Source organism: Sporanaerobium hydrogeniformans (assembly GCF_002735925.1).
Taxonomy (GTDB): domain Bacteria; phylum Bacillota; class Clostridia; order Lachnospirales; family Cellulosilyticaceae; genus Sporanaerobium; species Sporanaerobium hydrogeniformans.
Map to the genome: position 1 here is coordinate 87,697 of NZ_PEDL01000004.1, position 12,495 is coordinate 100,191.

At 35.4% G+C, this 12,495-nt stretch carries 11 protein-coding genes and 1 riboswitch; all 11 genes read right to left on the minus strand.

Annotated elements, in window-relative coordinates; genetic code table 11:
• Window positions 1-7: 7 nt before the first annotated feature.
• Window positions 8-1,105, minus strand: a complete 1,098-nt coding sequence (locus CS063_RS06125; RefSeq protein ID WP_099448813.1) for a PucR family transcriptional regulator — start codon at window positions 1,103-1,105, stop codon at window positions 8-10.
• Between the two features lie 181 nt (window positions 1,106-1,286).
• Complete coding sequence (locus CS063_RS06130; protein ID WP_099448814.1) at window positions 1,287-2,399, minus strand: ABC transporter ATP-binding protein; 1,113 nt, start codon at window positions 2,397-2,399, stop codon at window positions 1,287-1,289.
• A 284-nt stretch (window positions 2,400-2,683) separates the two neighbouring features.
• On the minus strand, window positions 2,684-3,424 hold the full coding sequence (locus tag CS063_RS06135) for a WecB/TagA/CpsF family glycosyltransferase (RefSeq protein WP_099448815.1): 741 nt from the start codon (window positions 3,422-3,424) through the stop codon (window positions 2,684-2,686).
• 26 nt (window positions 3,425-3,450) lie between these two features.
• A complete protein-coding gene (locus CS063_RS06140) occupies window positions 3,451-5,391 on the minus strand; it encodes a DUF5693 family protein (protein ID WP_099448816.1) in 1,941 nt (646 codons plus the stop codon).
• A 125-nt stretch (window positions 5,392-5,516) separates the two neighbouring features.
• Entirely contained in the window at window positions 5,517-5,927 is a 411-nt protein-coding gene (locus CS063_RS06145; protein WP_099448817.1) for an arsenate reductase ArsC, read from the minus strand.
• Window positions 5,928-5,965: 38 nt separating this feature from the next.
• Complete coding sequence (locus CS063_RS06150; RefSeq protein WP_308415440.1) at window positions 5,966-6,202, minus strand: thioredoxin family protein; 237 nt, start codon at window positions 6,200-6,202, stop codon at window positions 5,966-5,968.
• A 17-nt stretch (window positions 6,203-6,219) separates the two neighbouring features.
• Window positions 6,220-7,224, minus strand: a complete 1,005-nt coding sequence (locus tag CS063_RS06155) for a permease (protein WP_330400985.1) — start codon at window positions 7,222-7,224, stop codon at window positions 6,220-6,222.
• A 2-nt stretch (window positions 7,225-7,226) separates the two neighbouring features.
• The gene (locus CS063_RS06160; protein ID WP_099448819.1) at window positions 7,227-7,541 is read right to left on the minus strand and encodes an ArsR/SmtB family transcription factor; all 315 of its coding nucleotides are present in this window, start codon (window positions 7,539-7,541) and stop codon (window positions 7,227-7,229) included.
• Window positions 7,542-7,714: 173 nt separating this feature from the next.
• The gene (locus CS063_RS06165) at window positions 7,715-9,253 is read right to left on the minus strand and encodes a Na+/H+ antiporter NhaC family protein (RefSeq protein WP_099448820.1); all 1,539 of its coding nucleotides are present in this window, start codon (window positions 9,251-9,253) and stop codon (window positions 7,715-7,717) included.
• Window positions 9,254-9,387: 134 nt separating this feature from the next.
• Window positions 9,388-9,565: riboswitch (Lysine riboswitch) on the minus strand.
• Window positions 9,566-9,753: 188 nt separating this feature from the next.
• Window positions 9,754-11,223, minus strand: a complete 1,470-nt coding sequence (locus CS063_RS06170; protein WP_099448821.1) for a protein adenylyltransferase SelO — start codon at window positions 11,221-11,223, stop codon at window positions 9,754-9,756.
• 86 nt (window positions 11,224-11,309) lie between these two features.
• A complete protein-coding gene (locus CS063_RS06175) occupies window positions 11,310-12,431 on the minus strand; it encodes a glycoside hydrolase family 88/105 protein (protein ID WP_099448822.1) in 1,122 nt (373 codons plus the stop codon).
• Window positions 12,432-12,495: the final 64 nt, after the last annotated feature.

The window sequence follows — 12,495 nt, forward strand, 5'->3', positions numbered from 1 at the left end:
CAAGTTTCTACATTCTATTTTGACTTTGTCTCTCCATATAATCCATATATTGACTTACCATAATTGTAATCTTAAATACAATGGCATCGTCAAATTGACGAAGGTCTAGACCTGTTGTTTTTAATAATTTATCTAAACGATACACAAGAGTATTTCTGTGAATATAAAGTTGTCTTGAAGTTTCAGACACATTTAAACTGTTTTCAAAGAATTTGTTAACAGTTGTTAAGGTTTCTTCGTCAAAGCTATCTACACGCTTGTCCTTTAATACCTCTTTGATAAAAAGCTTGCAAAGTGAAAGTGGCAATTGGTAAATAATACGACCAATTCCCAGTTTTGCATAATGTGAAATATGCCCTTCGCAGTTAAAGATTTTACCTACTTCAAGAGCCATTGTAGCTTCTTTGTAAGAGTTAGATACATCTTTTAAGTCATTAACAGCTGCACCTACTGCTACATAAACCTTGCTCATAGCTTCTGCACTTAAGGTATCATAAATCATCTTTGCGTAACCTTCTATTTCAGCAGAATCATCTGACATCACTTCTTTTACTAAAATCATGTTCTTTTCATCTACAGCTGTTACAAAATCTCTTGTTTTGTCTGGGAAAATATTACGAAGGATATCTGAAACATTGTTATCTTTTTTATCATCACATTCAATAAGAAAAACAACACGACGTACATTATTTTTAATATGAAGTTTTTTTGCACGTGTATAAATATCTACTAAAAGTAAGTTATCTAAAAGAAGATTTTTGATAAAATTATCGCGATCAAAACGTTCCTTATAAGCTACTAGTAAACTTTTAATTTGGAAGGTTACAATTTTACCTAATTTATAAGCTTCATCATCTACCCCACTTACTGATAAAACATACTCTACTAAATATTCATCATAAATTTTGAAATAATGAGAGCCTTGCATCTCTTGGCTATCCGCTTGAGAATTAATAAAGGCTTCTACTTGTGGTACATATTCTCCTACATTATTGCTAATTGTAGAAACAACGATTTTTGACTCTGCATCAATAATGCAAAAATCACGGCGTGTAATATTTTTTAGTCCGTCTATTGTACTTTGTAAAATTTGATTGGAAATCATATCTATCAGCTCCTAAATTCAAATGATATAACTATTTTATCTTACCTTCTATTTTATCCTATAATAGTTCAAAAAAAAAGCTTAAATGAAAAAAACCTTACAGTAATCTCTTCTTTCTTACAAAAAAGCCATAGGATATTAAAGTATCCTATGGCTTTTGTCTCTATTCATTAAGCAATCACTAGTTTGTAATTGTCTTTTGTGTTTCTAAATCAAATGCGTGGATTTTTGTTATATCAATTGCAATATCCACTTTATCATCTACTACAGCTGTACAAGATGCTGGGAAGCAACCTGTGATGTTGTTGCCTTCGCAAACCATGTAGTAGTTCTTTTCTGCACCAAGCATTTCAACTACTTCTACAGTTGCTGTTGCATAAGCATAATTTGGTTTTTGTTCTTCAAATAAAGTTGAAGGCTCAGCGATATCGCCAGGACGGATACCCATCATAACATCTTTGCCTACGTAAGGAGCTAATTTCTTAGCTTTTTCAGGAACTACTGGTACTTCTACTGAACCAAAGGTAAGCGCAAGACCTTCTCCTCTCTTCACAACTTTAGCTTCAATCATATTCATTTGTGGTGAACCGATGAATCCAGCTACGAAAAGGTTTTGTGGTTCACTAAATAATTTACTTGGTGAATCTACTTGTTGGATTACACCATCTTTTAATACTACGATACGTGTACCAAGTGTCATCGCTTCGATTTGGTCATGTGTAACATAGATAAATGTTGTTTGTAATCTATGGTGCATTTTAGAAATTTCTGTTCTCATTTGCACACGAAGTTTTGCATCAAGGTTTGATAAAGGTTCGTCCATTAAGAATACTTTTGGCTCACGAACGATTGCACGACCCATAGCAACACGTTGTCTTTGACCACCTGATAATGCTTTTGGTTTACGATCTAAGCATTGGTCAATGTCAAGGATTTTAGCTGCTTCACGTACACGACGGTCGATTTCTTCTTTTGGAGTCTTACGAAGTTTTAAACCAAATGCCATGTTGTCATATACAGTCATATGTGGATATAACGCATAGTTTTGGAATACCATCGCGATATCACGATCTTTAGGTGCCACATCGTTACAAAGCTTGTCACCAATCCATAATTCACCAGAAGAAATTTCCTCAAGACCAGCGATCATACGAAGCGTTGTTGACTTACCACAGCCTGAAGGACCTACGAAAATGATAAATTCTTTGTCTTCAATATCTAAGTTAAAGTCTTTAACCGCTACGAAACCATTAGAGTATTTTTTTACAATGTTTTTTAATTTTAAGCCTGCCATAAGATTTTCCCCCTTAGTTTGGAATTAATTATTATCTCGTTGGACTTAATTTACTATACTATATTTGACTTCGCCAAACTATTGACTATTTTTATAAAAAGCTTTTACCTGTTTTGGATAATAGTCCCAAACTCCCTTTACACCTTTATAGGGTACCTCTAAAAAACCATCTTTACGTAGTATTTTCTATAGATTTTATAGCCTATTTTAGTAATTAATTGACATAAACCCGCCTTATAGACAATTTATCTAATCTTTTTCCGTTTTTTTAAGTACTTTCTCTATTATTTACGTAATAAAACATAGAGAAGAAACTTTGGCAAGACTAACATCCTTCCAAAACGACTAGGTTCTTTCACAAGACGATAAAACCATTCAAGGCCTAGCTTTTGATAAATAAAAGGTGCCCTTTTAACAACTCCAGCCATTACATCGAGACTACCACCTACCCCTATAGCAACGCGTATGTGGGTTAATTTATCTTTATTTTCTTCTATCCAAATTTCTTGTTTAGGTGCTCCTAATGCAACTAAAAGAATGTTGGCACCCGAAGCATTAATAGCCTCTATAATCCTCTCACTCTCCTCAGGTTTAAAATAACCATCATGAGTACCTACGATTTGAATACCTGGATAAAGCTTTCTCATTTCTTCTGCTGCCTTATTGGCAATACCTGGCTTACTCCCTAAAAAATAATATTTATAACCATTAGAAACAGCCTCTTTCATGGTATTTTGTACCATGTCATAACCTGCTACACGTTCTTTCAGTGTATTTCCTCTTAAAAACTTAGATGCAATCACTACACCTATCCCATCTGGTACTACTAAGTCTGCTTTATTTAATATAGAAGAAAGTCGTTCATTTTCTCTAGCAGTCATAATAATTTCAGGATTAGGTGTAAAAACTAAGTGCACTTTGTCTCCTTTTGTAAACTGCTGAATTTGACCAATTGCCTCTCTCATTGTAACATTACAAACTGGAATATCCATAATTACTATTTTTTCACATTGTTTTTTATCCATGTTGCCTCCCATTTCTTAAAACCTTATCACTCTTTGTGACAGGGATAGTGTTTTTGAAAGTAAGAAATAACCCAATTAGTAAGAACAAGTAAAACAAGTCCTATAGCTATCCCTAGAATTATACCATAACTACTACGTAATAGGGAAATAAGAAGTGGCGTATGAATATGAGCATAGGTGTTGACTAATGAAACTGGACCTATGGCTCCTAATGCTACTAAAGGTAAATACTTATCTTGGTAACCCCAACACAAAACCAGCAATAGGAAGGGATAACCAATTAAAAATTCTTTTGTACGTGGTCTAACACCTAAGCATTTGGTAAGCGTATCACGGATGATTTTTTCAAAGTGGGGTACCTCTGCACTATTGCCACTCCGAATGGCATAAATCAAAAAGAAAAGTGTTAATATACCCATGATAATGAGCGCTAAATACGTCACCTTGCATTGCATAAGCTCTCTTATAGAGTGCTTCTCTTCCTCATGGTATTTATAAAATAAAATCAGTACAATACCTAGTATAGGCAAAAGATAGGCAAGCTTTACTCCACTAAAAAGGTCAATGCCTAAACTATAACTTGTCCTTGAAAGAGTTCCAATAATCGTTAAACCTCCACCAAAGGAGATAAGGCAGATTTTAAGTAATGCCCCTATTCCCTGAATATAATCACGTTTTTGAGGTTTCACCTCTGTTACAACCGCATAAACAGGACAAATAATAGCCCCAAATAAAGCCATTAACTTAAGTCCTAATCCCCATCTCGTATAAAGTATAAGACTATAACCGATTATTCCCACTATAGCCAGTCCATAGCCCAGCCCTCTTCTATTAAAATCATCCATTAGTAATACAAAAAAACCAATGGCACCTAATCCAGCTATAAAACTCACTAGAATATCTGTGCTAACTGTTCTAGCCCCTGGTTTCAGTTCATCATACTGCTGAGTAACTCCTACCTCATAGCCTGCTTTTTCTGCTTCTTTTTTAAATGAAGTTATAAGCTCTAACAAACTTTCTTCATCCTGAATTGCCATTCGCTCCTGCTGAGGTAGGTTAAATAAAAAAGCACGGTCTTTCCTTTCCTTAAGTGCTAATTTATAGCGATTCAATGTATCTAATGTAGAAAAGCTCTTAAGGTTATCATCTCCAAATTCTCGAACAACAGGATAAGTACCCGTATGATTATAAACACTTTTTACCAAGGCAATAAATCCTTTTTGCTTATGAGCTAGGAATTCTCTAAAAAACACCCCTTTTTCAGCTACTAACTTGATAAGCTCAGGTGAATCATAATCCGAAATCCTATCTTCTAAGAAATACAAAGGTCCTATAGAAGGAAGTTTGTTGATTTCTGAGACTATATAGGCGGCTGTTTCCTCTAATCCCTTTGGCCAAGCTCTAAGCCCTAAGCAAATTTCATACCCCAGGTTTGCACCTACCTGAATCCCTTCTTCTGGAAAACCTACACCAATGGTTGTTAAACTACTTTCATCGCGTACCTCAATATAAGTTTCATCCTCTACGTTAAAGCTTCTATTAGGAATTCCTTTATGAGTTAAATGTCCTTTTATTCGTTCAGCGATAGCCGGTTCTTTTACCACAATATAAATAAAAGGTGCCTTTATCTGTGGTATGGCTTTTGAAATGTTTGCTTCTTCATAACCTGCTAACACCCTTATATGCCCCTGCTTTGCTTCATTATCTAAAGAGCCTTTCCCTTGAGGTAATAAGGTGTTTTCTTTTATAAATAAAGTTGTAGCCCCTGCTTCTTTGAACTGAATGAGCAAATCACCAATTTCTTGATCCTTCTCTTGTGACATATTTAAAATATCTTCATAACGAATACCAATACGCACACCTTGCTCTTGACCTTCAATAGCTATACGTCTTCCCCCTATAACCAGACATACTATAAAGGATAGCATCATCAAACCCTGTATGAATGTTCGCTCTAGCTTTCTCATCCATTATTCCTCCCACTTCTCCGTTGTAAAGCTATTTTGTGCAAATGAGAGGAAATTCATACCAATTAAAAGGCATAGATAAGTAAACTTTATCTATGCCTTTTCAATCAACTACTTATTTCGTTTTATTTAAATACACCTGACTCTATCCTAGTCTTTAAATCTAAAACCTTTTTTTCAATAAGCTGTGCTGTCTTTATGAATTCTGCATCTTCTTTTCCTGACGGATCACTTAAGCCCCAATCTTCTCTATAGCGACAGGGTAAACTAGGACATTCTACATTACATCCCATTGTAACCACAATATCTACCTCTGGTATATCTGTTAAGAGTTTACTCTTTTGTGTTTCATTCATGTCTATGCCATAAAGCTCCTTAATAATCCTTACTGCATCTTGATTAATTTCAGGTCTTTGCTCTGTACCTGCTGAATAGCTTTCAAAAATTTCACTCCCTAAATGTTTTCCTAAGGCTTCCGCCATTTGTGATCTACAAGAGTTGTGAACACATATAAAAGCTACTTTTAACTTTTGCATCGATTTCATTCTCCTTTTTGTCAAATCATTTTGTAGTATTATTTACACATATATGTTTCCATGTCTTTCTTAGAAAGCATTCTTCCTGCTGAAACTACCTTTTCATCAATTACAAGGGCAGGTAAACTCATAATACCATATCTCATCTGTTCCTTAATGTCTGTTACTTTATCAAGTGTTGCATCCAGTCCTTGTTCTTTGATAATTTCTTCTGCATAAGCATACATCCTCGTACATTTTGAGCAACAAGCTCCAAAAACTTTAATATGCATCATCCTATCTCCTTTCTTTTTCAGAGCATTAAAAATGAAAAAATATTAAATGCGTATCCAATAATGATAATGCCTACTATAACAATTCCTACAAATAGAGCAAGTAACCTTGGCTTAATAACGTTTTTAAGCATAATAAGAGATGGTAAAGATAAGGTAGTTACTGCCATCATAAATGATAGAACTGTTCCTAGTCCCACTCCCTTATAGAGTAAGGCTTCTGATATGGGTATGGTTCCAAAAATATCGGCATACATAGGAGCACCTACAAGAGTTGCAATGAGAACTGAAAAAACATTTTCTTGACCGAGCACTGCTGAAATAATGGGTGCTGGCACCCAGTTATGAATAAGTGCCCCTATTCCAACTCCTAGGAGTACATATTTCCATACTCTTATAAAAATCTCGTTTACTTGATCTTTGGAATAATTGAATCTGTCCTTTTTAGTTAAGGTTGGTAATGTAATGTCTATTTTCCCCTCTACATGTTCAAATACAAATGGCTCTATATACTTTTCTACCTTTAACCTACTGATAATGGTCCCCCCTACTACAGCTAAGATGATTCCAACTACTACATAAGTTATTGCAATACTCCAGTTAAAAATGCTAGCTAATAATAAGACAGATGCCAAATCTACCAATGGAGAAGAGATGAGAAATGAGAAACTTACTCCTATGGGTAAGCCTGCTTGTGTAAATCCAATAAACAAGGGAATGCTAGAGCAACTACAGAACGGGGTTACTGTTCCTAATAGTGCTCCCATGATGTTTCCACTTATCCCATTAAATTTACCTAAAATCTTTTTCGTCTTCTCTGGTGGAAAGTAACTTTGTATATAAGAAATCATAAAGATGAGTACTCCTAATAAAATGAAAATCTTTAGGGTGTCATATATAAAGAAGTGTATGCTTCCTCCTATTCTAGTTGTAATATTTAGGTCAAACACCTCTTCAACAAACCATTGTATCAAGCCATACAACCACTTCATCTGGAGTAACTGTTCATTCATCCATGTAAACATCCTCAACCCTCCCATTTTTCTTTACAAATGCAATCCTCCTTATGCGATAAAAGTTCTTCTACAAATTGCTTATACGCTATAACCTTCGCTTCATTCAACTTATATTTCATCCAAATCCCATCTTTTCTTGCACTAACAAGCTCACATTGTGTTAACATTTTCATATGGTAGGATAACGTAGGCTGTGTAATGTTGAGCTTTTCAAGTATGTTACATGCACAAAGCTCACCGCAAGAAAGCATATCTATGATCTTTAATCTCGTTTCATCTGCTAACGCCTTGAGTAAAGGCACATATTCACTATAACTGTATTTCACACTCATTTCTCCTTTGCACAACATATAGATATCTATCTATATATTATATTACTTAGCACATAGATAGGTGTCAATATATTATTTCCTGTTTAACTAAAATTTTTTACTACCTCTTTTAAAGAAAAAAAGCCTACAATCCTTGAAACCCAAGTAATTGTAAGACTTTTTACCTTCTATTTTTGTTTTGCTTTATCCCACTTATTGAATATGAAAAGTGTAACCCCTAATAATAGAATTGAACTTCCTAATGTCATCCACAAGCTAGCTGTAAAACCTGCGACAATATAGCCTACCAAACAGCAGCCTGCTACAACTAAAGCATAGGGAATTTGAGAGGAGACATGATCTATATGATGACACCCTGCTCCTGTAGATGAAAGAATAGTTGTATCTGAAATAGGAGAACAGTGATCACCAAATACTGCTCCAGCAAGAGTTGCTGCAAGAGTTGCTATTACAAGCTGTGGTGCTACTGCTGCACTGATTGTTGTTACAATAGGAATTAAAAGTAGGAAGGTCCCCCAAGAAGTTCCCATTGCAAAAGCAAGTCCTCCTGCTACTAAGAATACGCTAGCTGGAATAAATGCTGCAGGCATTTGTGAATTTGCTACAAGTCCCCCTACAAAGCCTCCTGTATTTAACAGCTCTCTACATACACCACTAATAGTCCATGCCAAAGTAAGAATAATGAACGCACCTACCATGGTCTTAACACCTATACCAATACCTTCCATAAACTCTTTAAAGCTTATGAGTTTGCGTGGTACAAAAAGAAGAAAGGCTACAATGAGTGCACCAAAGCCTGCAAGAGCTAGTGCTCGTCCTGCATCTGTGTTACCAAATCCTTCAGCTAATGTCATACCACCTTCAAAGTAGCCACCTACATAAAGCATAGAAAGTATTGCAAATACAATAAGCGCAAAAATAGGAATAATAAGATCATATACTTTTCCTTTTGAAGAAATTTTCACTTTAGAAAGCTCGTCTTCTTCAGTATCTGCATTTGCTATTTCCTTGCCTTCTCGTGCCATCTTTTCAAACTTAGCCATGCCGCCAAATTCAATAGGAGTGACACAAAGTACAGTGACCATTATTAAAGTTAAAATAGCATAAAGATTATAAGGGATTGTCGCCATGAAGGTTTCCATACCATTAAGTGGTACACCATTTACCTCTAAACCTTCCATTGCTGAAATAACAGATGCTGCCCAAGATGAAATAGGGGCAATAATACAAACAGGTGCTGCTGTTGCATCGATAATGTATGCCAGCTTTGCCCTAGAAATCTTATGCTTATCTACTACTGGTCTCATAACTGTACCAATTGTTAAGCAGTTAAAGTAATCATCAATAAATATAAGCCCCCCTAAAACAAAGGTTCCAAGTTGTGCTCCTTTTTTTGTTTTAATTTTATTTCCTGCCCAATCACCATAAGCTCTTGAACCCCCTGCCATTGTAATAACAGCCACAAGTGCACCTAAAAATGCCAAAAATAAAATGATGGGTGCATTGTCTCCTAATTTCTGAGCCATTAATGAAAAAGTAACATCCATGGCCTTAACTATGCCTCCCCCTGTGTTAAAAGCATAAATAAGTGTCCCTGATAAAATACCTACAATCAATGAGGAAATAACCTCTTTTGTTATAAGTGCCAGTGCGATTGCTATAATAGGTGGGAGTATCGATAACCAACCAACATCAATTGCTTCCATAATCTTTTCCTATTCCTCTCTTAATTTTTATAATCTTTAGATAACAAAAAAGCCTTGAGCAAATCACTCAAGGCTTCATTTCTGACTAAGTAAATGCCTAACGCTCAGGCACTCCTCTCATTCAACAAATCGACTTTAGTGATAGCTCTCCACAAATTTAATTTGTGACAGTGTTATATATATTCTACATAACCCCAACGTTATAGTCCTAAAGCATTAACTACATCGCTTCGGCGATTTCTCCTTTCAGCTTGCTTCAATGTGCTTAACTCCACAAGCTTACTCTTAAAAACCGCAACCTCTATCTACTTCCTATTTAGTTGTTATCTTATGTATACTATAACTTATAATATAAAGGTTGTAAAGCAAAATTTACTTAATAAACCTTTGCTCTTGTCTGACAATTTTTGTAAAACCTCTCATGAAGTTATGTAATCTATCAGCTATCCTTTTATTAGTATCCTTTATAAGACAGCACCTCGTCCTATAAAGGATACTTTTCATGTACCACAATAGGTTTTATATTTATTCTCTGTTTTTTCTGGCAAAGTAGTATAGTATGCATTATATTTTGTATAATCATAAGGTGCTGTAATAGCTTCTAAAAGTGCTTTTATTACACTATAATCCTTCTGCTCAGCTGCAGCCTCTAGGGCTTCTTCCACCCTGTGGTTACGTGGTATAACCATTGGATTGTTGGCTTCCATAAGTCTTTTTATAACCTCTTTACACTCTCTTTGCTCATCTAATCGCTTCTGCCACATAGTATACCACTTTTTAAAGTCCTCATTCTTAAACCAATCCATACCTTCTCTATTATTAATAGTTAGATTTAAAAAAGTATTTGTATAGTCTGCTTTATATTTTTCCATAAGCTTTAAAAGCTCTTGAATTAAGTTTTTATCTTCTTCTTTTTTATGAACTAAACCAAGCTTGGCTCTCATGCCCTCATACCAATTTTTACTATAAAGCTGCCTAAAATCAGAAAGGGCTATTTCCGCTAACCGAATGGCCTCCTCCCTGTCTGCATGTAAAATAGGCACTAAAGTTTCTGCAAATCTTGCTAAGTTCCAAGCTGCTATAGGGGGTTGATTTTCATAAGCATAGCGCCCATACTCATCAATAGAACTAAAAACAGTTTTAAGATCATAACTATCCATAAAAGCACAGGGACCATAGTCAATTGTTTCTCCACTAATTGCCATATTATCTGTATTCATAACCCCATGTACGAATCCAACAAGTTGCCATTTTGCAATAAGTATGGCTTGGCGTTCTATCACTCTTTTTAACAAATAGAAGTAAGGGTTCTCTTCATTCATCCCCTCTTTAAAATGTCTTGTTAGGGTATAATCTGCTAATGCCTTAAGCTCCTTGACTGTTCCCCACCTTGCTACATACTGAAAAGTTCCTACACGTATATGACTCTTGGCTATACGCGTCAATCTAGCACCTTCTAAAGCTTCTTCTCGAATGACCTTTTCACCTGTTGTTATAACTGCTAAGCTTCTTGTCGTCGGAATCCCAAGAGCATGCATTCCCTCACTAATAATATACTCTCTTAACATAGGCCCTAGTGCTGCCTTTCCATCTCCTCCCCTTGAATAAGGTGTTCTCCCAGCCCCTTTAAGTTGAATATCATAGACTTCCTTATCCTTTGCTTGGTACTCCCCTAAGAGTATTGCTCGTCCATCACCTAACATTGTAAAATATCCAAATTGGTGTCCTGCGTAAGCCTGTGCGATAGCTTCTCTAGGAGCCTTGTTACCTGCTAGAAACTGTATTCCTTCTTGACTCTGCAAAAAGGCTTTATCTAAACCTAAACTATCTGCTAAATGCCTATTAAATAGGACAAGCCGAGGCTCCGGTACCTTACTTGGTGCTTGTACTGAAAACAAACTTTTAGGAAGTTTAATGTACGTATGCTTTAAGTTTACATACTGATCTATTCCTACTTCTGCTCTATTCATTTTGTTTCCCCCTATCCTAACACTCATTTTTATCTTAGTTTATACATCTCCCTTCTTATTATCCTAGTTTATAAAAATTATTTCTTTTATTGCTCAAGTGCTTCTGATAAGGCTAAAATCGTTAAAGATTGCCCATAAGCCATGGGTGCAATCAAAATATTTTTATAATGTTCTTTATTGTAACCCATTCCTGTTCCTCCTGAAACATTTAATACCGTTCCATCTTCTGCAATGTTTTGAAGGATGGCAGCAATAGCCTTATGCGCACATTCTAAATAGCTATCGTCTAAAATACCTAAACGAATCCCCTTTAAAATACCTGCTGCAATAGCTGCTGAACCGGAAACTTCTTCATAGCTAGTAGGATCATCTAATACCGTATGCCATAAACCAGATTTGCTTTGTAATTTTTTAAGTGTGCTGACTTGCATTTTGTATGTATCTAAGATGATTTGTTTCACACCCGCATTTAAGCTGCCTTGGAAGAACTCTAAATATTCAAGAATCCCTACTGTAAACCAGCTATTGCCACGACACCAAAATATACCTCCAAAGTTGTTACGTCCATTGAATGTCCAACCATGATAGAATAAGCCGGTTTTATTGTCATGTAAATATTTAATGTGCATTAATACCTGATGAATAGATTCATCAATCCAATCTTGGCGATTATAAAGCTGACCCATTTTATTAAGAAATAGTACGGTCATAAAAATAGTATCAATCCACATCTCATTTTCATTGAGACGTACACCTTGGCGATCTCCATTGGCACTTGTTACATGTTGGAAACCACCTTCTTTGGTTCTTGGAAGACACTCCATAAGCCAATCTGCCCAAGTGAGACAAAGCGCTTCAAACTCTTTATCCTTTTTTGTTTCATTAAGCAATGCAAGGGTCAGTAAAGGGGTTGTCGTATTAATATTCTTAGAGGGTAGGCCCATCTCTATATTGTCTTTAAACCACTCATATAAAAAAGCTTCATATTCACTATTCTTTTTAGCTTTCATTACCTTTAAAAGACCATATAAACCTACGCCTTGTGGCCAGTCCCATTCTTTAATGCCAAAATCTCTTTTAAAGTAACCAATGGCTTCTCCACCCTTTTTTGCTAATTCCTCTTCATTTTGAGGTCCTTCTAAATTTAATAATTTGTCAATCACACGGTCTAATTTTTCTTGGATTACTGAATGGTTTATTTTTTTCATACTTATTTTCTCCAATCTTTTTTAAAACTAGCTGATACTATTCTAGAAAGTTATCTTGTTTTCT

Bases quoted from the DNA above. Each gene is read 5' to 3' on its own strand.
- CS063_RS06130 (WP_099448814.1), bottom strand. From the start codon at position 2,399: ATGGCAGGCTTAAAATTAAAAAACATTGTAAAAAAATACTCTAATGGT.
- CS063_RS06145 (WP_099448817.1), bottom strand. From the start codon at position 5,927: ATGCAAAAGTTAAAAGTAGCTTTTATATGTGTTCACAACTCTTGTAGA.
- CS063_RS06170 (WP_099448821.1), bottom strand. From the start codon at position 11,223: ATGAATAGAGCAGAAGTAGGAATAGATCAGTATGTAAACTTAAAGCAT.
- CS063_RS06135 (WP_099448815.1), bottom strand. From the start codon at position 3,424: ATGGATAAAAAACAATGTGAAAAAATAGTAATTATGGATATTCCAGTT.
- CS063_RS06140 (WP_099448816.1), bottom strand. From the start codon at position 5,391: ATGAGAAAGCTAGAGCGAACATTCATACAGGGTTTGATGATGCTATCC.
- CS063_RS06175 (WP_099448822.1), bottom strand. From the start codon at position 12,431: ATGAAAAAAATAAACCATTCAGTAATCCAAGAAAAATTAGACCGTGTG.
- CS063_RS06125 (WP_099448813.1), bottom strand. From the start codon at position 1,105: ATGATTTCCAATCAAATTTTACAAAGTACAATAGACGGACTAAAAAAT.
- CS063_RS06155 (WP_330400985.1), bottom strand. From the start codon at position 7,224: ATGTTTACATGGATGAATGAACAGTTACTCCAGATGAAGTGGTTGTAT.
- CS063_RS06150 (WP_308415440.1), bottom strand. From the start codon at position 6,202: ATGATGCATATTAAAGTTTTTGGAGCTTGTTGCTCAAAATGTACGAGG.
- CS063_RS06165 (WP_099448820.1), bottom strand. From the start codon at position 9,253: ATGGAAGCAATTGATGTTGGTTGGTTATCGATACTCCCACCTATTATA.